Origin of the sequence: Methyloceanibacter superfactus (genome assembly GCF_001723305.1) — a bacterium.
Classification (GTDB): Bacteria; Pseudomonadota; Alphaproteobacteria; order Rhizobiales; family Methyloligellaceae; genus Methyloceanibacter; species Methyloceanibacter superfactus.
Genome location: NZ_LPWF01000023.1, coordinates 63,401 through 86,274 on the forward strand (window position 1 = coordinate 63,401; position 22,874 = coordinate 86,274).

The window sequence follows — 22,874 nt, forward strand, 5'->3', positions numbered from 1 at the left end:
GCGCTAGCGCGACCGTCTTCTCGGCGAGGTGATGGGCCGTTTCAAGCCTCGTTCTCTTGACCTAGCGGCCCATATGAGCGGCCATCAGTCTGCCGGTGAGGTGCGCCTTCACCACGTCTCCCATACTGATAATGCCGACGAGCTCGTCACTGTCCTTCACCGGCAAATGGCGAATGCGGCGCTGAGTCATCAAGTTCATGACATCGTCGATGCTGTCCTCGGTCGTGCAAACAATCACGACTTTTGTCATCAGCTCGGACACTTTCATGTTCGGTAGCTTATCTCCAAACTTGGAGAGACCGTATGCGATGTCGCGCTCCGAGATGATGCCGTCGAGTGTGTACCCGTCATGGGTGACGATCATGGCTCCAATTCGCTCATCCTTAAGGTGTTTCGCGAACTCCTGCACGGTCTCGTCAGGTCTCACGGTCTTATAGATTCGCCCTTTGATCTTAAGGACGTTGGCGACTGTCATGACCATTGCCACAACTCCTCTATAAGCGCCGGCTGCACCAGCGCGCTAGCCTCTCAGATCTGCATGGCGGCGCGGGCGGCTGCGGTGCGCTGCTCACGCAGCCAGCCGTACCAGCTGTCCAGCCCTTCACCGGTGCGGGCCGACAGGCGGAGCACCGCGATATCCGGATTGACCTCGCGCGCATTGGCGATTGCGCGATCGACGTCGAAATCCACATGCGGCAGGAGGTCTGTCTTGTTCAGAACCATGATTTCGGCCGCCCGGAACATATGCGGATATTTCAATGGCTTATCCTCGCCCTCGGTGACCGAGAGAATGACCACCTTGGCGCGCTCGCCGAGATCGAACATGGCGGGACAGACGAGATTGCCGACATTCTCGATCATCACCACCGACCCTGCCGATGGGCGGAGTTGGCTCAGGCCGCGCGCCACCATATCCGCCTCCAAATGGCAGCCGGTGCCGGTGTTGACCTGCACGGCCGGCGCACCCGCCGCGCGGATGCGCTCCCCGTCATTGGCCGTGGCTTGATCGCCTTCCAGCACGAAGAGCGGCACCTCGTCCTTGAGGTCCTTGATGGTGCGCTCCAACAGCGTGGTCTTGCCCGCGCCGGGTGAGCTCACGAGGTTCAGCGCCAGAATCTCCCGGCCTGCGAGCCAGGCCCGGTTCTTCGCCGCGCCGGCGTCGTTCTTGGCCAGGATGCGCGCCTCGAGCGCGACCACGGCATCGCCGTTGCATTCTGGTGATGATGCTCGTGCTGATGCCCGTGATCATGGTCGTGGGAATGGCTGTGCCGCGTCCCGTCGGCATGCACATGCTCATGCCCATGTTCATGACCATGTTCATGGGGCTGGGTGGCGCCGTTCTGCATATCGAGCAAGGTCGTCTTAGCCTCGCTGCCACATCCGCAATGCCCACACATCAGGCTGCCTCCTCTAGCTCCATGGTCTTGATATTCAGCTCCTCGCCCGCGAGTCGCTCGATCCGGTGCGAGCCGCAAGCACAAGGGGTGTAAAGCGTGGCGGTGGCGAACTCGGACCCGCAAGAGGTGCATCTGGCGCGGCCCCTGACCGTCCGAATATCGAGCGTGGCACCTTCGAGGGCTGTGCCTTGCGCCACCACATCGAAGCAAAAGGCGATGGCATCGGTCATGACGCCCGACAATTCGCCAACCTCGAGGGTCACGCGGCGCACCTTTCGCCCCTTCGCGGCGTCGGCCACGATAGCAACAATGTTGCGGGTGATGCCGAGCTCGTGCATGGCGGCCTCAACAAATCCGCGGCAATTGCTCGCCGACCAGCATGTCGACGATACGCCGCCCGCCAAACCCGGTGCGCATGGTGACGCGGCCAGGCTCACCCTCGTTCACCGTGCCGATGGCGCTTGCCCCGGCCCCCAGCGGATGCGCCAGCATGGCGGCGAGCGCCGCCTTGGCTTCGTCCGCGGGCACGACAGCGACGATCTTGCCCTCATTGGCAAGATAGAGCGGGTCTAGGCCCAAGATCTCGCAGAAGCCTTTGACTTCTTCGCGGATCGGCGTGTGCGTCTCGTCGATCTCGATGGTCACTTCGGAGGCCGCGGCAATCTCGTTGAGGACGGTGGCCAACCCGCCGCGCGTCGCGTCGCGCAGCGTGCGCGCATTCGGCGAGGCGGCAAGCAGGGCCTCGATCAGTTCATGCAAGCAGGCGCAATCGCTGTCGATGGGCGTCTCGAGCGCCATGTCGCCCCGCGCGCCTAGAATCGCCGCGCCGTGGTCGCCCAGCAACCCGTTCACCAGAACCACATCGCCCGGCCGCGCCAGATGCGCGCCGAGTACCCGGCTGTCGGGGATGACGCCGATGCCGGTGGTGGTGATGAAGAGCTTGTCGCAAGCGCCCTTGTGCACGACCTTGGTGTCGCCGGTGACGATCTGGCACCCCTGCCCCGCGCGCGTCTCCGCCATGGAGCGGGCGATCTGACGCAACAGCTCGATAGTGACGCCTTCCTCGATGATGACGGCGCAGGACAGATAAAGAGGCCGGGCACCACCCACGGCGAGGTCGTTGACCGTGCCGCACACCGCGAGCTTGCCGATGTCGCCGCCGGGGAAGATCAACGGATCGACTACGAAGCTGTCGGTGGTAAAGGCAAGCCGGTCGCCATGGGCGGCAATGTCGGCCAGATCAAATCGCGCCTGATCTTCGAGCGGGGCGAGCGTGGCATTGTCGAAGGCCTCGACAAACACGTCGTCGATCAAATCCTTCATCGCCTTGCCGCCGCCGCCATGGGCGAGCGTCACCGTCGGCACGTTGACCTTGCCGAGCCTCCGTGGGCGCATCATGGGGACGATGTTCATATCGCCCCCGCCCGTTCTGCTTTGAGGCTGCCATATTGATAATAGGCGGAGCAGGCGCCCTCGGCGGACACCATCAGCGCGCCGAGCGGCGTCTCGGGCGTGCAAGCAGCCCCGAACAGCTTGCATTGCCAAGGCTTGATCATGCCTTTCAGCACCTCGCCGCATTGGCAGGCCGTGGGGTCGGCGATCGTGACGTTGGGCAGGGCGAATCTCCGCTCGGCGTCGAACCGGGCGTAAGGCTCGCGGAGCCTCACGCCGGAATGGTCGATGGAGCCGAGGCCCCGCCACTCGAAGAACTCGCGCAGCTCGTAGACTTCCGCCACCGCCGAAAGGGCCGCGGCATTGCCGTCATCTGGCACCACGCGGGCATATTGGTTCTCGATATCGGCACGGCCTTCCTTGATCTGCTTGAGCACCATCCAGATCGACTGCAGCACGTCGAGCGGCTCGAAGCCGGCCACCACCATGGGCTTCTTGTAGAACCGCGCGATGAACTCGTAAGGCGCGGTGCCGATGACCATGGACACATGGCCTGGGCCCAAGAAGCCATCGAGATGGAGGTCGGGGCTTTCGAGAATAGCCTTCAGCGTGGGGACGATGGTGATGTGGTTGCAGAACACCGAGAAATTTGTGACGCCCTCGCTTGCCGCTTGAAGGATGGTGAGCGCCGTTGAGGGCATCGTCGTCTCAAAGCCGAGGCCGAAGAACACGATCTCGCGATCCGGGTTCATACGGGCGATGGTGAGCGCGTCCATCGGTGAATAGACCATGCGGATGTCGGCGCCATCGGCCTTGGCCTGCATGAGGCTCTTCTTGGAGCCCGGCACGCGCATGGCGTCGCCGAAAGTGGTGAAGATCACCTCGGGGCGTTCGGCGATGGCGACGCAATCATCGACACGGCCCATGGGCAGCACGCAGACGGGACAGCCAGGCCCATGCACAAGATCGATCTCTTTCGGCAACATGCCTTCGATGCCGTAGCGAAAGATCGAGTGCGTATGGCCACCGCACACTTCCATGATGTTGAGCGGGCGTTCCTTGGCGAGCGGGATGGTCGAAACCAGAGCCTCGATCTCCTTGATCAGGACGGCGGCCTTCTCGCGGTCGCGGAACTCATCGATATATTTCATGACGCTGCCCTCCCAATCTCCGCCGCGGACGTCGCATGGCCTCAATCTCGGCCTGTGCCTCACCGAGCTCGGTGAGAATCTTGAGCGTTTCCGCCGCCTCCTGCGCGTCGATGCGGCTCATGGCGAAACCGACATGGATGAGCACCCACTCGCCGACGCATGACGCGACGGGATGCTCGTCGTTGACGATGCAGGCGATGTTCACCTGGCGCTTGACGCCGCTCACATCGACGGTGGCGAGTTTCCTCGCTTCGTCATCGATCTTTACGATGCGGCCTGGGATCCCGAGGCACATGGCGTATTTCCTTCCCTTGCAGCATTGTTGGCGTCGATGGCCCTGGCGGCGCCGATTGCCGCCTGGCCGAGCGCCAGCCCGCCGTCATTGGCGGGAACCCGCGCATGGCTGAGCACCGTGAAGTCTTCCGCTTCTAGACGGCGCACGACCTGTTCAAACAAAATGCGGTTCTGAAAGCAGCCGCCGGACAGAGCGACCGTGGTGAACAACGGTTCCCCGGCGCTGTCGCGGCCCGAGAGCTTCCGCGTCATGGCCACGATCGCTTTGGCGAGGCCCTTATGAAAGCGCGCCGCCATGACCGGGACGGGCGTCTCAAGGATGAGGTCGCCGAGGATCGCATTCCACATTGCAAGCGGCTCGATATAGGGAAGACCGTAGCCGCGCAGATTTGGAATGTTGAGAGGATATCCGAGCGTTTCGTCCTCGTGCAGCAGCGTGTCCTCGTCGACGATCGCTTCGAGCTTGGCGGCGGCCTCGCCTTCATAGGCTTGAACGTCGCAGCAGACTCCGAGGGCCGCGGCAACGGCGTCGAACAGCCGCCCGCAGGACGAGCCAAGCGTTGCATTGACGCCGTTCTTGATCATGGCGTCCAGCGTCGCTCGCGGCTTCGCATCCAAATAGGCGTGGAGCGAGAGCTCGTTGAAATTCATGGCGAACTGCGCCCAGCCCATCTCCGCCATCAGATGGGCGTAGAGATTCCGCCAGGGCTCGCGGACCGCCGATGCGCCACCCGGCATGGCGACCGGCTTGAACGTGCCGCGCCGCTCATAGCCCCGATAATCGGCGAGCAGAAACTCACCGCCCCAAATCGTGCCGTCGTCGCCGAAGCCGAGACCGTCGAGCACGATACCGAGCACGGACGGCGCATCCAGTGCATAGCCATTCTCGGCGAGGCACGCCGCGATATGGGCGTGATGATGTTGCGTCTCGATAAGGGCCACGCCTTCGTCGCCGGCGCGTGCGCGGCCAAGCTTGGTCGAGAGATATTCCGGGTGCTTGTCGACGACGAGTGCTTCAGGCGCGTGGCCGAACAAGGTGGCGTAGAGCCCGAGATTCTTGCGGTAGTCGTCGTAGGTCGCCGCATCCTCGAGGTCGCCTGGTGCTGGGAGAGGATGGCTTCGCCGTCCTTCACCAAGCAGAACGTGGCTTTGAGCTCGCCGCCAAGGGCCAGCAGCTCGGGCGCCCCCTCGAAGCCAGCCGGAAGCTTGATCGGGGCCGGCGCATAGCCGCGGGCGCGGCGCAGCAGCCGCGTGCGGCCCGCCATGACGCGCACCACCGAATCGTCGATGCGGTTGGCGATCGCCCGGTCATGGATCAGCGCATAGGGTGCGATGGCAGGCAGCCGTTCGCGGGCGTCGTCCTCGGTGATGACTTGGGGCTCGTCGGAAAGATTGCCGGATGTCATCACCACTGGCCGGGTCATGCGGCGCAGCATGAGGAGATGGAGCGGCGTCGTCGGCAGCATGAAGCCGAGCGTCCCGAGGCCGGGCGCGACAGTCTCGGCGAGATGCTCAGGTCCGCAGGCGGGAAGAAGGACGATGGGCCCCTCAGGCGCCGAAAGCACGCGCTCGGCCTCGTCATCGACGGTGCAATAGTGCCGGATGATATCGAGGTCTCGGGCCATCAGGGCGAAAGGCTTGGCGTCGCGGTGCTTGAGCTGGCGGAGCCGCGTCACCGCCTCCTCCTTGGTGGCATCGCAAGCGAGCTGGTAGCCGCCGAGCCCTTTAATGGCGACGATCTCACCCTTCTGAAGCAGACTGCACACCGCATCGACGTCGTCGAGCATGGAATGCTGGTCGAAGCTCACCGCGCGCCCGTCGAACCGGATCAACTGCGCCTTGGGCCCGCATACATGGCAGGCAATGGCCTCGGCATGAAACCGGCGGTCGGACGGCTCGCGATACTCGGCCAAGCAATCCTTGCACAGCGCGAACGGCGTCATGGTGGTCTGGGCCCGGTCGTAGGGAATGCCGGTGACGATAGAGAAGCGAGGCCCACAATGGGTGCAGTTGGTGAATGGGTAGCGGTAGCGCCGCTCGAACGGGTCGAGCATTTCCTTCGCGCATTCCGGGCAGATCGCGGCATCGGGGGTGACTTGGGTATGGGCCGCCCCCCCGACGCTCTCGGCGATGGCGAACTCACCGGGCAGATCGCCGTCATATTCCATGATCTCAATGCGGTCGATGTGCCCGAGCGGTGGTGGCTCCTGGCGCATGCGGGCGACGAAATCGGCGATGTCGCGGGTCGTGCCGGCAACGCGGACGAGCACGCCGTCGGCGTCGTTAAGCACCTCGCCGGGCAGGCCGGCGTCGCGCGCGTAGCGCCACACGGTCGGGCGAAAGCCCACGCCCTGCACACGGCCGCGCACGCGTATCTCGACGGCGGTGATCTGCTCGCGGGCCAGCGGCGGATGCAGGCTCATGGCGCCGCCCCCCACAGAAGTACGCGATTATTGCCGGAGTCGGCGACGACCAGCGTGTCCGCGCAAGCCGAAACGTTGTAGGGCCAGCACAGGCTATCGCGGACAGGCGCGCCCCAACGATTGTCACCCTTGTCGGCAAATCCGCGCTGCCCCGCGAGCCGAGAGGCCGGCGCTCCCATGCCGAGGTCTGTCAGGTCGAAGCCGAGCAGGCGCGAATTCGCCGTGTCGGCGACCGCCAGACGATCTCCCAGCACGGCAAGCCCGTAAGGCATGTTCAGGCCGCGCGCCGTCGGGTAATAGGCCGCCTGATTGTGATCGACATGCTCCATGTCGTCCTGGCCGAGGACGAAATCGCAGGGGCAGCCATTGGCTGCGGGCAGGCCACGCCAGACCATGACGCGGTTGTCGCCGGCATCGGCGACGAACAGCCTGCCGTCGTCCATGGCGATGCCATGGGGCCAGCGCATGCCGAGCGCACCCGGCGCACCGCCGGCATTCTCATCACGCGTGATGAAATCAAGCTGGCCGAGGACCAGATCGGCAGGAGTCCCGTTCCGGGTCGGAATCCGGTCCCACACCAGCACGCGCCGATTACCGGTATCGGCGACCATGAGACGGCCACCGATGATCGCAACGCCATAGCACCAGAACATCGTATCGGCGTCAGGTCGGTCGGTGCCGCGATTGGCCAGCGCGCCGGAAAAATCGGCCTGGCCGAGCACCACGTCGGCGGGACGGTTGGTCTCCTCCGGCAGCCCATGCCAGATGAGGACGCGATGGTTCCAGGCATCGGCGACCGCCAGCACATCGTCGGCGGCGCAATCCCGGTCGGCACGTTGAGCGTCGCCGCCCCGGGCTCGCCCTTAGCATTGCGGCCTTCGCGCGAGAAATCCGGCTGGCCGATAACGACATCGGCGGGGACATGATCCTCGGACGGGACTTTGGTCCACACCAGCAAGCGATGGTGACCGGTGTCGCACACAATGAGCGGCCCGCCGGGACCGGCGAGACACGCGCCGCGGGGCCCGAACAGGGTCGTGGCGCTCGGCACGATCGGCTCGGCAAGCCCGCTTGCGGCAAGCTCGCTGCCGAGAACCACATGCGGGCCCGTCTCGGCCAGCAACCGGTCTTGCGGCGCCCTCTGGTCGGCGCGAGCGGCCACAGTGTCGGCCGGCCGGGTGCGCAAATGGATGGGAGCGAGTGAGACGCGCATGATTAAACGACAAGCCTCACTTCGACCTTGCTGCCGGTCACGCGCACGGCGTGGGACTGCAATTGGACCTCGGGCGCCGTCAAACATTCGCCGCTCCCGAGGTCGTAGCGAAAACCGTGATGCGGACAGGTGATGATGCCGTCCTCGACCTCGCCGTCCTGAAGGGGGAAGCCGAGATGGGCGCAGGCATTCTGGAAACAGGTGACCATCGTGCCGCGGCGCGACAGGAGCAGCTTCTCACCGCCAACGACCATGGAGCGCACGCCGCCTTCTGGGATCTCCTCAAGGGTGCCGGCGTCGACCCAGTTGTCGGTAGCGGCAGCGGCAAAGGGGCTGACGAAATGAACGGCGTTCTCGTTCACGGCGCCCGACCCCTTCACTTGACGAACCTCGGTGATCTCGGGACACGACTCCTCGACCGCCTTCTTGACGCCGGCATGGAAGGTGAGCTGCGAGGCGGGGCAGCCGTCGCACGCGCCAAGGAAGCGGACTTCAATGACGGGCGGTGCCACCTTGACCAGCTCCACATCGCCGCCATGAGAGGCGAGCATCGGGCGGATGCCGGCAAGCGCCACCTCGACCCGCTCGGGCAAGCTTGCCTTCAGGATGCCGTGGCGCCGCAGCACGGCGTAGACGATCTCATCGCCGATGGCCCGCTTCATCGCCGCAAGCGCGGCCGGGTCTCCTTCAGCGCCCGCACGAGACGAGTGAGCGCTTCGCCATGCAATGTCTCGATGGCCGTCCGATAGGCCGCCACGACATTGCGCGGCGTCTCTTCCCATGTCGCGAAGATCGACTCCAGCCGTTCGACATCGCTCAGAAACTCGGCGAGGTCGTTGCGCTTTGTTGGAGTCGTGTCGACGACGTTCATACTGCCCTCAGCGGTATTTGAGATCCTTGAAGAGGTAAGGCTGGATCGCGCCGCCGATCAGCCCGCCGACGATGGCGGCAAGCCAGACCGGTGCGCCGATCAACGATAGGACGACCAAGACGACGGCGGTGACACCGCCACCGACGGCAAGCTGGCGATAGGCCTTACTCGGATCGGCGAACAACTTGCCTTGGAAGAAGAGCGTCATGGAGTTCGTTGCCATGGACACATGATGCGCCTCCCTCAGCCTATGAGTGCGAGCACGATGAGCCCGACCACGAGGCCCGGCACACCCGCGAGTGGTCCGTAGAAGCCGCCCATCAAAGCGGCTAGCTCGTTGCCGAGCGCCTTGCCGCCGACCAAGACGCCGCCGATCGCGCCGCCCACGAGGGACGCGGCCGCTCCCGCGATGAGAGCGACTGCCGCTCCGACAATGGACAAATCCCCGCTTTCCACCCTTCCGTTCTCCTTCTCGCTCAAACTTCCGTCAGTTCATGGCTTCCGTGGCGGCGCCCTTGCCGCTGGCCTCCGGCAGCGCCAAGATCTCGCGCTCGATCTGGGTCACCGCCTCGGCCACGATGCGGGCTTTGTCGGCTTCGCCATTGGACATGAAAATTTCCCGCGCCTCGGCGTAGTAGGCGCGCGCTTTGGTGAGGTTGGCGCGGTTGCCATGGGTCGGCGCCGCCGGATCGTCGGGCAGGTTCCACAGGCAGTTCGCCTTGTTGGCGATGGTGTTGGCGTATTCGAGGGGAGCCGCCTCGCGCGTGCGGACTTTCAGCGCCTCGTCATAGGCGTCGAGCGCGCGGAGATTGTTCTCGATCGCGTGGCTCGATGACGCGTATTGCAGCGCGTTGCCGAGATTGTTCTGGAGCATCGCGTATTCGGACGGGTGATCGACGATGTTGACCACCTTGAGGCCCTCCTCGAAGGCCTGCACGGCGAGCGCTTCGCGCATCTTCCCCCGATCGTCGGTGAAGGGCATCGACAGAAAGGCGGTGGCGAGATTGTTCTGGAGAATGGCGAATTCTTCGGGATGGTTGGCACCGTTGAAGGTGCGCAGCGCGCGTTGATAGGCGGAGATGGCATCGGTGATGCGGGCGCGGTTCATGCCAGCGAGAGCCTGCACGACGACACCCTGATTCATTTCGGCCTCGGCCACCTCTTCCGCGCTCCCGGATCGCATTAGGATCGGGATCGCCGCATCGAGGCCGACCGAGCAAGCTCCAGGGACTCGGTGCCTTGCTCGGGGATGGCCTGGAGCGCGGTGCCCTTACGTGCCGTGATGCGGGCCCGCAGCAAGTCTTGGTTTTCGGGACAGACAGACAGCGCTTTGTCGTAGAGCTCGACGGCGGCGTGCAACTGGTCGGGGGTCTTGGGACGCTGCTGCAGACCGAGCGCGATTTCCATCAGCATCTCGGCGCGCTCGACCGGGCTCGCCGCCTGATCGTCGGCCACCGCCAACGCCGCCCGCACCTCTTCGGTGACTCGCTGAGCCAACACTCCAGGTACCCTCCCAACTCCACCTTGAGGCGCGTTTTTCTGATTGAAGTCATGCTAACGGAGTTGAGAAAAACTGTCTAGATCATTCGCGAACTGCAAACTAAGTTGGCAGTTTAAAGATATCGACCGCGCACAAAGCCGCCTTTTCCGGGCTCCACGTCACGGGAAGGCAGAGTTCCATGTCCTCGCCGATCCCCTGCTCACGGAAGAAGTCCGGTGCGCTCACCACCCGGTCGCCGGCGCCGTTACGGAGCTTCAAGAGATAGCCGCCGGATGCGGCGTGCCGGACCGGCAGGATCAGCAGATCGTCCTCGCGCCGTAAGAGGACGACCGCATCGAGCCCCGGAAAATAGCGGTCGTAAACTTCGCGGGCGAGATAGAGGCTGCCGCGCCGCACGGACACGCTGGCCGGATCGCTCATCCGTCCGCCGTCATCTTGGCCATGCGCGCCTCGACCAGTCCTTCGATGCGAGCCGCGACCTTGGTCACCGCCGCGGCGACTCGCGGGGTGAGCCCGAGGCCGAGATCGACGTCGGCCGCCTCGATCAACAGCACCATCACGTCGTCAGGGAAATCCGCGCCGTAGATGCTGCGCCCCGCATGAAGCGCGTGGTCCCAGCGAAAATCGTGCAGATTGAGCGAGGGCTGGTAGCGCTGTTGCAGCTCGCGCCCGGCACCTCGAAGACGGCACCGGGTTCGGAGCCCGAACGGCAGGCGTCGATGACGATGAGGGAGCGGCAACCGCGGGCCGCGAACATCACCGCCATGCCGTCGGTTCCCGCGTCGAGCAGGCGCACATCGGGACCCTTGCCACCAAGGGTCCCGGCTTTGAGCGCGCGCATGACCTCGGGGCCCGCACCATCGTCGCGGCGATTGGCGTTTCCACAGGCGATGACAGCGATCATGAGCGCCGACCGGTGCGATGAAGGGCGAGAAGAGTTGGGGACATGCGCATCAAATGCGCCAAAGCCGGCAGGACCACTCCGGCTCCACGGGAACTTCAAGCTCCGGCAGCTCGCAATAACGGCGATGGACCTTGTAATACATGCAGGTCTCGCAAGATTGCTCGATGCCGTCGTGCTCGATCGGGGTGAGCGTAAAGCCACCAATCGCGAGACGCGCCTTGAGATCGCCCTTGGCGGCTTGCAACTGCGCGACGATGGCTTGCACCGCCTCATGCGTGTCGGCGCGCGGGAACGCCTCGATCTTGAGCCCCCCCGTCAACAGGGCTTTGATTTCCTCGCGCTTTCCATCGTCATCATTCACGGCGCACTCCCGGGTCTCGGCAGACGCTGTCAGATCCGCCAGAGCCGGCACCACCATTCGGGCTCGACTGGCACCGCCAGTTCCGGCAGATCGCACCACTTGCGGTGCACGAGAAAATACATGCACTCCATGCAGCGCTGCTGCTCGGGACCGTAAGGGTGGTCCACGAAGCCGCCGATGACGAGCTTGCCCTCCAAGTCATCCGGGCCGAGCTGCCGGAGCTTGATGAGGATATCGCCGAATTCCTTGTCGGTCTCCGGAAACGGCTCGACCTCGGTCTCGAGGCCAGCCGCAAGCATCTCGGCAATGGTCTTCAGCACATCTTCCCGGTCCGACCCCATTGGCGACCCTCTGAGCTCCATGGCCTGGCCGGACTCCGCAGTCCGGCAGGCAGACGTTTCACCGGGCCCGTCTGGTTCGCCCTGTGGTCTCGGGTCAGGCTGTGCGGAACCGCGCAAGTTCTTCTCCGGTCCGCGCGTCGTGCGCGTGAACGGTGCAGACGAGGCACGAATCGTACGAGCGACAGACATGGCCAACCTCCACCGGGTCGTGCGCATCCGCAATTGGGGTGCCGATCAACGCCTCCTCAATCGGGCCCCTCTCCTCGTCCGCGGCGCGAGGGCCGACATTCCAGGTCGTGGGAGCAATGATCTGGTAGTTCTTGATCTTGCCGCCCTCGACTTCGATCCAGTGGCACAGCGCGCCGCGGGCCGCCTCGGTGCGCCCCAGCCGCGACCGTCCTGCTCCGTCGGTTTGATGTACCAGGGATCATTCAACTTGAACTCACGCAGGCAACGCTCGGCTTCACGATATAGCTTAGCGCCTTCATGCATGCGCGCGAAGTGCCGAAGCAACACGCTCGGACCGCCCATCTTACGATACATGTCGAGCACAAGCGGGCTGTGATACTGCCAGGACTCGCCATGGGTGCCGCCGGCGATGAGCTGACGCGACAGCGGGCCGGCCTCGAGGCGTCCGTTCTCGTCATGCCGCACAGCGGTGGCCCAGGAATATTTCCCGGCCGGATCGACCGTATTCTTCTGCACCGGATTCGTTGTGCGGTCGAAGGGATGCAAGCCGCCCGGCTCGTCGTACCAAGCGTGCTTGATATCCTCGCGGGTGAACACTTGATCCATGGTCTTGTGGGTGTCGGCCTTGCCGTCATAGACACCGGATTTCATGATCACCGCAGCATTACGGCCTTCGATGGTCGGCTTGTTGTACTTGTCCTCGTGCGGCATGTAGCCCCAGCTCACATACTTGCCGAGACCCTCGCCGTATTTGTCGAGGCCGATGTCCTGGCTCATCCGCCAAAATAGACCGAGATCGGAGTTGGCATGCTCCGGGCGCTCGTCGAGCCAAGCCAAGAAATCGTCGTAGGACTGGATCTCCTCGTAGCGCTCGAGCGAGCAGCCGTACCACACGGGCTCCATCCAGTTGCGCCGGAAGTGCTCGAGGATCGACCAGGCGCGGGTGACGTCGGTGAGCGTCGGCGCGCACATCACGCCGCCCGGTACCATGTAGCTCGAATGCGGCCACTGGCCGCCGAGCAGAGCGTAGATCTCGACTGGCCGGCCCGAGATGGTCACGCCAAGCTCGTAGTTGGTTCCGGTGAAGGGCGCCCAACGCTTCACGGCCTCCTGATAATATTGCGACTTCGCATAGTTCTTATGCGTGTAGTCGATCATGAACAGGCCATAGTGATGCCGTGGCAGGCTCTGGATCGTCTCGACGATCTGGCCGAGATTGCGCGCCAGGATGGCATTGCGCGGCACTTCGGTTCCCCAGGCGGTGTCGAGCGCCCAGGCGGCGCAGGTCAGATGTGAGGCGCCGCAAATACCGCAGGCGCGCGGCGTCACCACGAGGCCGGCTTGTGGGTCCTTGTCGCGCAAAATGACCTCAAAGCCGCGGAACAACTCGGCTTGCGTCCAGGCATTGATAACGACGCCGTCCTCGACGTCGACCCGCACGTCAAGGTCGCCTTCAACGCGGCCGACCGGCGAGATGTCGAGAGTTTGTACTGCTGCAGCGGACATGGGGACCTTCCTCCCTGAAAGTGATGGCGTGGCCAGAGCCAGCGCTCTTGAGCCAAGTCAAACGACGAACAGATCTTCCTCGGCCCAAGCCGGAGAGGCCGCCTTGGCGGCAGCGGTGAGTTTGATGTAGCCGGCCTTGTCGACGCCTGTCGGCATGTCCTTCGGCGCGCCCATGACCGTCTGAGTCTTGAACAGCGTTCCGGGTTCGAGATCGAAGAACGGGAACTCGGGCTCGGTGCAGCCAAGGCACGGCATGCCGGCACGGGTCTTCGACGACACGCGGTTCCACAGGATGCGGTTGCAGGGCGAGTGGGTCATCGGTCCGCGGCAGCCGAGGTCATAGAACAGGCAGCCCTTGCGCTGGCCGAACTCGGTCGCCGAGACCTTGTAGGCGAAGTGCATGTTGCGGGTGCAGCCGGTCTGCGTGAAGCTCGTGAAGAACGTCTTCGGCCGCTGGAACTCATCGAGCGTGAGATCGCCACCGCGCCCGGTGGCCACGGCCACGACGATCTGCGTGATCCAGTCGGGATGAGCGGGGCAGCCGGGGATGTTGATCACCGGCAGTCCGGCCTTGGACGTGTATTCCTTGCCGAGGAAGCCACCGTGCTCGCGCTTGAGGAATTGCAGGCCTTCGCTCTCGGACGGGTTCGGCGCCGTCGCCGGGATGCCGCCCCAGGTGGCGCAATCGCCGACGGCGACGGTGAAGGTCGCGACCTTGGCGAGGTCGGCCACCCAATCCTTCATCGGCCGCCCGCAGAAGCGGTTCCACTCGCCGGTGCCAGCTGGCGCGTTCACCACCGTGCCTTCGAAGACGAAGATATCCAGCGCCACCTCGCCGGACACGATGGCGTCGAGCAGCCGCTTCAGATTCTCGCCGAGTTCGACCCCAAGTGAGGGGTGCCACAGGACATTGATCCCGAAATCCGTAACGAGATCGCAGGCGCTGGGCTCCTCCGCATTGAGGAACGACATGGTGTTGCCGGAGCAGGCCCCGCCCTGGAGCCACAAAAGATTGGCCATCTGCTTCCTCCGCAAACGGCGGCTTGAGTGCCGCCATTGGTTAATCGGAAGAGCAAGCGACGTGCCAGGGCGGCTTAGAATAAGAACAATTCAATGATGGCAAGATGTTAGGGCGAAGCGAAATATTGTTGCAACGCAATAATTTAGCGCGATGGCAAGCCAACTATCTTTGCAGTTGAATAGTTGCTTTGCAGGTGACCTCACAAAAAAAAATCGGCGCCAGAACGGCGCCGATCATTTTCTTCGCGTCTTGAATGCGCGGCTAGGCGTAGCCGATCAGGAGAGCGACACCCGCGACGGAGGCCACGCCACCGGCGACGCGATAAACCGTCTTGCCGTAGGTCTGGCTCATCGTTCCGGCAAGAATCCCGAGGCCGATGCCGGCCGCGTGCAGCGTTGCGGTGGCAAGCATGAACCCGGCAGCGTACATGGCGCCCGAGACAGCCATCGGCATCTCCGAGCCGTGAGCATGGCCATGGAAGATAGCGAATAGTCCCGCAAGCCCCATGGCCACAGCGACCGGCGCCTTGATACCAAAGGCGACAATTGCTCCGAGTACGATGACCGACAGCGCGATACCGATCTCGACGAACGGCACCGGCACGGCCGCGACACCGAGAAACCCGCCGAGCGCCATGACGGCAACGAATGTCAGCGGCACGAGCCAGAGCGCGCGGCCGCCGAGCTGGTAGGCGAAGATGCCCACCATGACCATGGCGAGCAGATGATCGAGACCACCGAGCGGATGCATGAAGCCGTGCATGAAGCCACTCGCGTCACCCACGCCCGTGTGGGCGAGAGCGGCGGTAGGAACGAGACAAAGCGCCGAAACTGTCAGCTGAAGAATGAACCGCTTCATGGACAACCTCCCTCTTATGTCGTGTGTCTTTCTTAGCGGTAAGCACTATCAGAATAGACATCATACCATGCAGCGACAACTACTCACACGGACCCACACGCAAGAAAATTGCGCCTGCATACTTGGTATGCAGATCGCGGCGTCTTCTCTTATCGACTGGTCTCGATGATGACGGCACGCGATTTCGGCGAGATGCGCGCGGGCGCCCTGCTGCCAATCTACCTGCCGCGCGTTACGGCGCGTTTGCGCTTCGCGCGTGCCGGCGTCTTGCCTCCATGGCCATGACTATGCGCGGAATGTTTGCGTGCCGGCTTGGCAGGCTGCTCGACCGGCATGCGGACGATCTCGCCATGGCGAACGCCGCGCTCGGCGATGACATGCTCGCCAAAATGCTGGACGTCGTCCGACTTGCCGCGCAGCACCGTTACCTCGAGACAGGTGTCGTGGTCGAGATGCACATGGAGAGACGCGAGCGACATCTCGTGATGGTCGTGAAACGCCTTGGTCAGACGCTTGGACAGCTGGCGCGCGGCGTGGTCGTAGACATAGACGAGCGCCGCTACGCAGTCACGCTGCCCGTGGACATGCTCGGCCGCCTCGCGAATGCCGGCGCGCGCCAGGTCGCGGATCGCCTCGGAGCGGTTCTGGTACCCCCGAGCCGCGATGATGGTGTCGAGCTCGTCCATGAGGTCGTCGTCGAGGGTGATGGTAACGCGTTGCATTTATTGGGTCTCTCCAATGGAAGTCGGCGTGTCCAGACAGCCCGCCGCGAGGTTTGCCGCGCCGGTCAACAATCGCAATCTAGGCATGATTTTTCGTTTGAAGCGACCGGCTCAACCGTGACGATTTCCACAAGCCGGGCACGTCACATCGAGCAGGTAGCCGTACCAGATGCCGCGGCAACGGCTGCACCAATGCCCCGTGGTCTGCTCCGACGGCGCGCCGAGAGTGCCCGCAAGCGCGCGCGTGCCGATGAGCTTCACGGGCTCCTCGCTACCGGGCAGACGCACGCGCGACTGAGGAAAGCGGAGGACCGCGGCGTCGGCAGGGGGTTTGTTATTGTCGTCGTCAGAGTCCGCCATGGCACTAGCTCGTTTCGGCAAGCCCGTAGCGCTTGATCTTGTTGGCAAGACCAACGCGAGAGAGACCAAGTTCGTGCGCCGCCTGCTCTGGTTCCATCGATGCCGCGATAGCACTTCGCCGACGAGTTGCTTCTCCAAACTCTCGACCTTCTCTTTGAGAGTAACCCCTTCCGGCATAAAGCCACCGGCGCGAGGCACACGCGGCGCTGTCGCCAATATGGCAGGCGAAAGCGTTTCCGTCGTCAAATATTCGCCGTCCTTGGCCAGCGCAACCATGCGCCGGATCTCGTTTTCCAGCTCGCGCACATTGCCGGGCCAATCGAAATGAAGGAGCTTCTCGAGCACGCTCGCCGAGATGCCCAGCACCTTCCGACCGATAGCATTGCTGTGCTTGGCGGCGAAAAACTCCGCGAGCGCCGGTATGTCGTCGGGCCGGTCCCGCAGGGGTGCCACTTCGAGCTCGAAGCCCCGCAAGCGGAAATAGAGGTCCTTGCGGAACTTGCCCGCCTCGGCCATCGCCTTCAACGGACGGTTCGACGCGACGATGACGCGCACATTGCATGTTTCCGTCTTGTCGGAGCCGAGCGGCTTCACCTCGCCCTCCTGGAGGAAGCGCAACAGACTCACTTGGAACGACGGCGAGACCTCCGAGATCTCGTCGAGAAATACGGTGCCATTGTCGGCGGCCCGAAACAGACCGAGCCGGTCGGAGATGGCGCCGGTGAAGGAACCGCGCTTGTGTCCAAATAGCTCTGACTGCAAGAGCTCGTCAGGCATCCCTCCGCAGTTCTGGATCATGAGCGGGCTGGTGCGCCGGGCCGAGTTGTAGTGGATGCCGCGAGCGAGCAACTCCTTGCCCGTGCCGGTCTCGCCCTGGATCAGGATGGGGAGTTCCGTCTTGGCGGCCTTCCGCGCGAGGTCGCAAAGCTCAGCCATCTTCTCGCTCACATAGACCAGCTTCTCGAACCGTTGGCTTTCGGGCACGAGGGGAAGACCTACCCGGCCGTCGACGCCAAGAGATTCGCCGGAGAATTTGACTCGCGAGACAAGAGGCGATGACGGCGGGCCAACTCACGGGTCTCCAGCGCCCGCTTGACCACCAGGCCAACCTGGTCGGCATCGAGGGGCTTGCGCAAGAATTGATAGATCGCCGCCGCCGACAAGGCTGGGGCGCAAGGTCTGATTGCGGGTCGAGCGCGAGGATGCGAATGACATCTGGATGGGAGATACGCAGGGCGGATAGGAGGTCGAGCCCCTCGCCGTTTCCGTCACCGTCGGCGATCACCAGGTCCACATGGGCGTCGGCGAGCGCAGCTTGGGCATCTGCCGTCGATGGGACGGCAAGAACGCGATAGGCATATAGGCTCGAAAGAAGCTTCAGCGCATCGGCCCACGCGTCAGGCGTCCGGGAGACCGCCAATACTGTCCCGAGCTGTTCCATAGCAACTCGCTTGTCAGTTAGAATACCTTCTTAGCAGTTGCCGCCGGTTCAATCAATTTGCGGCGTGCAGCCGACCTCGCACGGGGTCGCCTCGGGTCCATGCGGCCCGAATGCCTAAATCGCACTCCGAAGATCGTGTCGGCCGTTGGGGCAGGAAGCGGAAGTCGGACCGACTCTGTCGCCCTGGAACGAGGCTGCGCTGAACGTCGCGCCGGTGTGGTGTCAGGTGTCACAAGCCATGTCGTTGCAGAAGCGCAGACTGCAGGGGTTTGGGTTCCGCCAGCGTCACTTTCGCGCTGGGAGCAGGCAAGACGCCGGCAGAGGACGGCTGGCGACCTCCCGCAGGGCGAAGCTTGACTTCAGTCGGGCGACGCCGGGGAGTCGCGACAGCTCCTCTTTATGGATGCGCTCGAAATCGTCGAGGTCGCGCGCCAGGACCGTGACGAAATAGTCGTCCTCGCCTGACATCAAGTGGCAGGAGACTACCGACGGCGCCAGCGTGATGGCCTCCTCGAAGGCCTTGAGAAGATCTTCATTCTGGCTCTTGAGGCTGATCTGCACGACGACGGTCATGCCGAGACCGAGCGCATGGCGATTGAGGCGCGCCTGATACCCCTCGATGACGTCTTTCTCTTCGAGCGCCCGAATGCGCCGGGCGATCGCCGTGGCCGATAGCGGAATGCGTTCGGCGAGATCGACTTGGCTCTGACGCCCGTCCTCCAGGAGGGCTCCGAGGATCGCGCGATCCAGCGCATCTAGGTCCATTTCTTTCATTTTTCTGCGCCTTGTGGCGATTTGAACAAGCTTTATAGCACAAAAGGCCGGATGTGGCTGAGAAAACGCCGGGTAACCTAGCGCGCAAAATGCCAATATTCTGCACCAAAAACCGCATCCCTGATGGAGTGGATCATGCGCATCGGTGTACCGACAGAGATCAAGAACAACGAGTTTCGCGTGGGGCTCGTCCCCAGCTCGGTTCGTGAGCTGACGGCGCGGGGCCACGACGTCGTGGTCCAGGCCGGGGCCGGCGCCGGAATTTTCGCCGATGACGCGGCCTACGAGAAGGCCGGCGCGCAAATCCTGCCAACGGCCGACGCCGTGTTTGATGCCGCCGACATGATCGTCAAGGTGAAGGAGCCCCAGGCGGTCGAGTACCGCCGGCTGAAGCCGCACCAGATTCTCTTCACCTATCTTCACCTCGCTCCCGATCCGGAACAGGCCCAGGGGCTTATGCAGTCCGGCGCGACGGCCATCGCTTATGAAACAGTGACCGATTCCGCCGGGGGTCTACCCCTCCTTGCTCCCATGAGTGAGGTCGCCGGCCGACTGGCCATCGAGGCCGCCGCGATTGCACTTCGTCGTCCAACGGGCGGCCGTGGTGTGCTCATGGGCGGCGTCCCGGGCGTGCGTCCCGCCAAGGTTGTGGTGCTAGGCGGCGGTGTCGTTGGCACGCATGCCGCCCGCATGGCCGCCGGCCTCGGCGCCGAGGTGTCGATCATCGACCGCTCGCTGCCGCGCCTGAGGCAGCTCGACGAGCTGTTCAAGGGGCGCGTGCGCACGCTCGCCTCGACCTTGGACACCGTCGAGACCGAAGTCCTAGGCGCCGACGTGGTGGTCGGGGCGGTGCTGATCGCCGGCGCCAGCGCGCCGAAGCTCGTCCGCCGCGACATGCTCGCCCAGATGAAGCGCGGCGCCGTGCTCGTCGATGTTTCCATCGATCAGGGCGGCTGTTTCGAGACGTCGCGACCCACGACGCACGCCGATCCGACCTTCGAGGTCGACGGCATCATTCACTACTGCGTGGCCAACATGCCTGGCGCGGTCCCGACAACGTCCGCCCAGGCGCTCAATAACGCGACGCTTCCGTTCGTCCTCAAGCTCGCGGACAAGGGCTTGGCCGCGCTCGACGATCCTCATCTGGCCGCGGGAGTGAATGTCCACGGCGGCCGGATCACGCACCCAGCCGTCGCCGCCTCGCTCGGCTTTGGGCACGCCCCGGCGGAGCGGTTTGCGCTAGCAGCCGCTTAAGTTTTCCCCCGGACGCAAATCCCCCCGCGTCCGTTGCCGGTCCGTTTCTCCCCCTCGAAGCGGACCGGCATTTCACTTCAGACTAGGAAAATCGAACTGCGCGCCGCCACGAATGCCGGTTGGCCAGCGCGCGGTCACGGTCTTGAGGCGCGTGTAGAAGCGCACGCCTTCCGGACCGTAGACAGCAAGATCGCCGAACAGAGACCGCTTCCAGCCGCCGAAGGAATGATAGGCGACAGGTACGGGGATCGGCACATTGATGCCGACCATGCCCGCCTCGATCTGATCGGCAAAGGCGCGGGCGACGTCGCCGTCGCGGGTGAAGATCGCGGTGCCGTTGCCGAACTCGTGGCTGTTGACCAGATGGGCGGCTTCTTCATATCCCCCGGCTCGGACGACGGACAGCACGGGGCCGAAGATCTCGGTCTTGTAGATGGCCATGTCCTTGGTCACGCGGTCGAACAGCGACCCGCCAAGAAAGAATCCGCGTTCGTAACCCTGCAGCTCGAGCCCGCGGCCGTCGACCACGAGATCGGCGCCTTCCGCGACGCCCTGGCCAATAAGACCCGCGATGCGGTCCCGTGCCGCTGCCGTGATGACGGGACCCATCTCGGAATCGGAATCAGTTGCGGGCCCGACCTTCATCATGCGAATTTTTGGGGCGAGCGCTTCGACCAGTCGGTCCGCAGTCTTCTCGCCCACGGGAACCGCCACCGAGATGGCCATGCAGCGTTCGCCGGCCGACCCGAAGGCCGCGCCCATCAACGCATCGACGGCCTGGTCCATGTCAGCGTCCGGCATCACGATCATGTGGTTCTTGGCGCCGCCGAGGGCCTGCACGCGCTTGCCTGAGGCGGCACCCTGCCGGTAGACGTGCTCGGCGACCGGGGTAGAGCCGACGAAACTCACCGCCTTGACGTCGGGATGATCGAGAAGCGCATCGACCGCCTCCTTGTCACCATGGACGATATTGAGCACGCCGGGCGGGAAACCCGCCTCCTGGAACAACTCCCAGATGAGCATCGGCGCGGACGGATCGCGCTCCGACGGTTTGAGCACGAACGTGTTGCCGCATGCGACAGCGACCGGATACATCCACATCGGCACCATGGCGGGAAAGTTGAACGGTGTGATGCCGGCGACCACGCCGAGCGGCTGGCGGTCCGACCAGCTGTCGATCTCGGGCCCGACATTGCGGCTGTACTCACCTTTGAGCAGGTGTGGAATGCCGCACGCGAAGTCGACGACGTCGATGCCGCGGGCGAGTTCGCCGAGCGCGTCCGCATGCGTCTTGCCGTGCTCCTTCGATATGGCGCGGGCGATGTCGTCGGCGTGGCGCTCCAGCAGCTCTCTGAACCTGAACATGGGCTTGACCCGCTTGAGCGGCGGCGACGCAGCCCATGGACCAAAGGCCCTCGCGGCGGCCGCCACGGCACCGGACACTTCCTCGGCGGTCGAGAGCGGCAGGCTCGCGATCTGCTCCCCGGTGGCAGGGTTATAGACGGGAGCGACACGGGGGGCGTGGGACGTCACATTACGTCCGTCAATAGCGTTCTGGATCGTTTCCATCGACGCTCAAGCGGCCGCTTTGAGAACGCCGGAGAGAATATCGATCAACTGATCGATCTCCTGCTTCTCGATGATCAGCGGTGGCGACATTGCGATGATGTCGCCGGTCGAGCGGACGAGTAGGGCCTCGGTTGACGCCTCGACAAAGGCGTTATAAGCGCGCTTCGACGGCTCGCCGGGAATCGGCTCGAGCTCGATGGCGCCGATCAAGCCGATATTCCGAATATCGAGGATATGAGGGCAGCCCTTTGAGCGAGTGGATGCCTTCCTCCCAATAGGCGCGAGCTCGGCCGCCCGCGTCAGCAGCCCCTCCTCCTTATAGGTTTCGAGCGTGCCGATGGCCGCCGCACAGGAGACGGGATGGCCGGAATAGGTGTAGCCGTGGAAGAAATCGATCACGTCCTCGGGCCCTTGCATGAAAGCCTCGTGGACCTCCTTTTTGACCAGCACCGCGCCCATGGGAACGGTGCCGTTGGTGAGGCCCTTGGCCGTGGTGATGAGGTCGGGGAACACGCCGAAATAATCGGCGCCAAAGGGCGTGCCGAGGCGTCCGAACGCGGTGATGACCTCGTCGAAGATCAGCAGAATATCGTGCTTGGCGCAGATCGCCGCCAACCGCTTGAGATAGCCCTTGGGCGGTATCAGCACGCCCGTGGAGCACGCCACCGGCTCGACGATGACGGCGGCGATGGTCGAGGCGTCGTGGAGCGCCACGAGCCGTTCCAGGTCGTCGGCAAGCTCCGCGCCGTGCTCGGGCTCGCCGCGGCTGAATGCATTGCGCGACAGGTCGTGGGTATGACGGATGTGATCGACGCCGCTCAGGAGCGGACCGAACATCTTGCGATTGTTGGCAATGCCGCCGACCGACGTGCCGCCGAAATTCACGCCGTGATAGCCGCGCTCGCGGCCGATCAGCCGGACCTTGGTCGCATTGCCCTTCGCCCGATGATAGGCGATCGCCATCTTGAGCGCGGTCTCGACCGATTCCGATCCCGAGTTGGTGAAGAACACATGGTCGAAGCCCGGCGGGGCGATATTGACGAGTTTCGAGGCGCATTCGAACGCCTTGGGATGGCCGATCTGGAACGAGCCCGCGAAGTCGAGCTCGCCGACCTGAGCGCGGATCGCCTCGATGATCTTCGGCCGGCAATGGCCGGCGTCCACGCACCACAGACCCGACGTGCCGTCGAGAATCCGGCGTCCGTCGTCCGAGGTGTAATGGGTGCGTTCGGCGCTCACGAGAAGGCGCGGCGCCTTCTTGTATTGGCGGTTCGCCGTGAACGGCATCCAATAGGCTTCTAGATCGTTGGTCGAGAGCCTGGCGCTCATGTC

General features: G+C 64.0%; 28 protein-coding genes and 2 pseudogenes. 1 reads left to right on the forward strand and 29 read right to left on the reverse strand.

Translation table 11 applies throughout. The features are described from left to right. Positions 1 to 61 precede the first annotated feature (61 nt). The 27 genes and pseudogenes from AUC69_RS06425 to AUC69_RS06535 all read right to left on the reverse strand — a co-directional run bounded on the left by AUC69_RS06425 (position 62) and on the right by AUC69_RS06535 (position 18,719). Positions 62 to 481: a CBS domain-containing protein gene (locus tag AUC69_RS06425; RefSeq protein ID WP_204377281.1), complete on the reverse strand. Its 420-nt coding sequence runs from the start codon at positions 479 to 481 to the stop codon at positions 62 to 64. Between the two features lie 47 nt (positions 482 to 528). After that, a pseudogene (gene hypB, locus AUC69_RS06430) lies at positions 529 to 1,397 on the reverse strand (hydrogenase nickel incorporation protein HypB). Then, the gene (gene hypA / locus AUC69_RS06435) at positions 1,397 to 1,735 is read right to left on the reverse strand and encodes a hydrogenase maturation nickel metallochaperone HypA (protein ID WP_069441423.1); all 339 of its coding nucleotides are present in this window, start codon (positions 1,733 to 1,735) and stop codon (positions 1,397 to 1,399) included. Before hypA ends, hypB begins: the two are co-directional and overlap by 1 nt. A gap of 7 nt (positions 1,736 to 1,742) precedes the next feature. Continuing rightward, a complete protein-coding gene (hypE, locus tag AUC69_RS06440) occupies positions 1,743 to 2,810 on the reverse strand; it encodes a hydrogenase expression/formation protein HypE (RefSeq protein WP_069441424.1) in 1,068 nt (355 codons plus the stop codon). After that, complete coding sequence (gene hypD, locus AUC69_RS06445) at positions 2,807 to 3,940, reverse strand: hydrogenase formation protein HypD (RefSeq protein WP_069441425.1); 1,134 nt, start codon at positions 3,938 to 3,940, stop codon at positions 2,807 to 2,809. Before hypD ends, hypE begins: the two co-directional genes overlap by 4 nt. Further along, positions 3,924 to 4,235: a HypC/HybG/HupF family hydrogenase formation chaperone gene (locus tag AUC69_RS06450; RefSeq protein WP_069441426.1), complete on the reverse strand. Its 312-nt coding sequence runs from the start codon at positions 4,233 to 4,235 to the stop codon at positions 3,924 to 3,926. Before AUC69_RS06450 ends, hypD begins: the two co-directional genes overlap by 17 nt. Beyond that, positions 4,205 to 5,176 (reverse strand): Kae1-like domain-containing protein, encoded by a 972-nt coding sequence (locus AUC69_RS19655; RefSeq protein ID WP_425283511.1) that lies wholly within the window; start codon positions 5,174 to 5,176, stop codon positions 4,205 to 4,207. Before AUC69_RS19655 ends, AUC69_RS06450 begins: the two co-directional genes overlap by 31 nt. A gap of 3 nt (positions 5,177 to 5,179) precedes the next feature. Beyond that, positions 5,180 to 6,657: pseudogene (hypF, locus tag AUC69_RS19660) on the reverse strand (carbamoyltransferase HypF); the annotation flags it as partial. After that, positions 6,654 to 7,463 carry an NHL repeat-containing protein gene (locus tag AUC69_RS06460; protein ID WP_244500130.1) on the reverse strand — a complete coding sequence of 270 codons (810 nt, stop codon included), beginning with the start codon at positions 7,461 to 7,463 and terminating at the stop codon, positions 6,654 to 6,656. The pseudogene hypF and the gene AUC69_RS06460, both read right to left, overlap by 4 nt. A gap of 409 nt (positions 7,464 to 7,872) precedes the next feature. Next, complete coding sequence (locus AUC69_RS06465) at positions 7,873 to 8,532, reverse strand: NifU family protein (RefSeq protein ID WP_244500131.1); 660 nt, start codon at positions 8,530 to 8,532, stop codon at positions 7,873 to 7,875. After that, complete coding sequence (locus AUC69_RS18390; protein WP_244500132.1) at positions 8,529 to 8,741, reverse strand: hypothetical protein; 213 nt, start codon at positions 8,739 to 8,741, stop codon at positions 8,529 to 8,531. Before AUC69_RS18390 ends, AUC69_RS06465 begins: the two co-directional genes overlap by 4 nt. 7 nt (positions 8,742 to 8,748) lie before the next feature. After that, positions 8,749 to 8,964 carry a hypothetical protein gene (locus AUC69_RS06470; RefSeq protein ID WP_069441427.1) on the reverse strand — a complete coding sequence of 72 codons (216 nt, stop codon included), beginning with the start codon at positions 8,962 to 8,964 and terminating at the stop codon, positions 8,749 to 8,751. Between the two features lie 20 nt (positions 8,965 to 8,984). Further along, entirely contained in the window at positions 8,985 to 9,197 is a 213-nt protein-coding gene (locus tag AUC69_RS06475) for a hypothetical protein (RefSeq protein WP_069441428.1), read from the reverse strand. 31 nt (positions 9,198 to 9,228) lie between these two features. Continuing rightward, entirely contained in the window at positions 9,229 to 9,885 is a 657-nt protein-coding gene (locus AUC69_RS18395; RefSeq protein ID WP_244500133.1) for a hypothetical protein, read from the reverse strand. 38 nt (positions 9,886 to 9,923) lie between these two features. After that, entirely contained in the window at positions 9,924 to 10,241 is a 318-nt protein-coding gene (locus AUC69_RS18400; protein ID WP_244500134.1) for a hypothetical protein, read from the reverse strand. Positions 10,242 to 10,341: 100 nt separating this feature from the next. Continuing rightward, entirely contained in the window at positions 10,342 to 10,662 is a 321-nt protein-coding gene (locus AUC69_RS06485; RefSeq protein WP_069441429.1) for a hypothetical protein, read from the reverse strand. Next, the gene (locus AUC69_RS18405) at positions 10,659 to 10,799 is read right to left on the reverse strand and encodes a hypothetical protein (protein WP_244500135.1); all 141 of its coding nucleotides are present in this window, start codon (positions 10,797 to 10,799) and stop codon (positions 10,659 to 10,661) included. Before AUC69_RS18405 ends, AUC69_RS06485 begins: the two co-directional genes overlap by 4 nt. Continuing rightward, positions 10,799 to 11,146, reverse strand: coding sequence for a hydrogenase maturation protease (locus AUC69_RS06490; protein ID WP_244500136.1), 348 nt, complete (start codon positions 11,144 to 11,146; stop codon positions 10,799 to 10,801). The genes AUC69_RS18405 and AUC69_RS06490 overlap by 1 nt, the downstream gene beginning before the upstream one ends. A 49-nt stretch (positions 11,147 to 11,195) precedes the next feature. Next, the gene (locus tag AUC69_RS06495) at positions 11,196 to 11,507 is read right to left on the reverse strand and encodes a hypothetical protein (RefSeq protein WP_069441573.1); all 312 of its coding nucleotides are present in this window, start codon (positions 11,505 to 11,507) and stop codon (positions 11,196 to 11,198) included. A gap of 29 nt (positions 11,508 to 11,536) precedes the next feature. Further along, positions 11,537 to 11,848 (reverse strand): hypothetical protein, encoded by a 312-nt coding sequence (locus tag AUC69_RS06500; RefSeq protein WP_069441430.1) that lies wholly within the window; start codon positions 11,846 to 11,848, stop codon positions 11,537 to 11,539. Positions 11,849 to 11,942: 94 nt separating this feature from the next. Beyond that, positions 11,943 to 12,194: a nickel-dependent hydrogenase large subunit gene (locus tag AUC69_RS18975; protein WP_280136627.1), complete on the reverse strand. Its 252-nt coding sequence runs from the start codon at positions 12,192 to 12,194 to the stop codon at positions 11,943 to 11,945. Next, the gene (locus tag AUC69_RS06505) at positions 12,083 to 13,543 is read right to left on the reverse strand and encodes a nickel-dependent hydrogenase large subunit (RefSeq protein WP_244500137.1); all 1,461 of its coding nucleotides are present in this window, start codon (positions 13,541 to 13,543) and stop codon (positions 12,083 to 12,085) included. The genes AUC69_RS18975 and AUC69_RS06505 overlap by 112 nt, the downstream gene beginning before the upstream one ends. A gap of 57 nt (positions 13,544 to 13,600) precedes the next feature. Beyond that, positions 13,601 to 14,563, reverse strand: a complete 963-nt coding sequence (locus tag AUC69_RS06510) for an NADH-quinone oxidoreductase subunit B family protein (RefSeq protein ID WP_069441431.1) — start codon at positions 14,561 to 14,563, stop codon at positions 13,601 to 13,603. 262 nt (positions 14,564 to 14,825) lie between these two features. Next, complete coding sequence (locus AUC69_RS06515; RefSeq protein ID WP_069441432.1) at positions 14,826 to 15,422, reverse strand: HupE/UreJ family protein; 597 nt, start codon at positions 15,420 to 15,422, stop codon at positions 14,826 to 14,828. Between the two features lie 218 nt (positions 15,423 to 15,640). Continuing rightward, on the reverse strand, positions 15,641 to 16,144 hold the full coding sequence (gene nikR / locus AUC69_RS06520; protein WP_069441433.1) for a nickel-responsive transcriptional regulator NikR: 504 nt from the start codon (positions 16,142 to 16,144) through the stop codon (positions 15,641 to 15,643). A gap of 111 nt (positions 16,145 to 16,255) precedes the next feature. Further along, positions 16,256 to 17,488 (reverse strand): sigma-54 interaction domain-containing protein, encoded by a 1,233-nt coding sequence (locus AUC69_RS18410; RefSeq protein ID WP_244500138.1) that lies wholly within the window; start codon positions 17,486 to 17,488, stop codon positions 16,256 to 16,258. A 742-nt stretch (positions 17,489 to 18,230) separates the two neighbouring features. Further along, entirely contained in the window at positions 18,231 to 18,719 is a 489-nt protein-coding gene (locus AUC69_RS06535; protein WP_083239166.1) for an Lrp/AsnC family transcriptional regulator, read from the reverse strand. Positions 18,720 to 18,854: 135 nt separating this feature from the next. On the opposite strand from AUC69_RS06535, the gene ald reads away from it, so the two are divergent. Beyond that, on the forward strand, positions 18,855 to 19,973 hold the full coding sequence (gene ald, locus AUC69_RS06540) for an alanine dehydrogenase (protein ID WP_069441575.1): 1,119 nt from the start codon (positions 18,855 to 18,857) through the stop codon (positions 19,971 to 19,973). A gap of 72 nt (positions 19,974 to 20,045) precedes the next feature. On the opposite strand, the gene AUC69_RS06545 is transcribed toward ald, so the two are convergent. Both AUC69_RS06545 and aptA read right to left on the reverse strand, forming a co-directional pair. Further along, positions 20,046 to 21,542, reverse strand: coding sequence for a CoA-acylating methylmalonate-semialdehyde dehydrogenase (locus AUC69_RS06545; RefSeq protein ID WP_069441435.1), 1,497 nt, complete (start codon positions 21,540 to 21,542; stop codon positions 20,046 to 20,048). A 6-nt stretch (positions 21,543 to 21,548) separates the two neighbouring features. Next, positions 21,549 to 22,871: an omega-aminotransferase AptA gene (gene aptA / locus AUC69_RS06550; RefSeq protein ID WP_069441436.1), complete on the reverse strand. Its 1,323-nt coding sequence runs from the start codon at positions 22,869 to 22,871 to the stop codon at positions 21,549 to 21,551. Positions 22,872 to 22,874 lie beyond the last annotated feature (3 nt).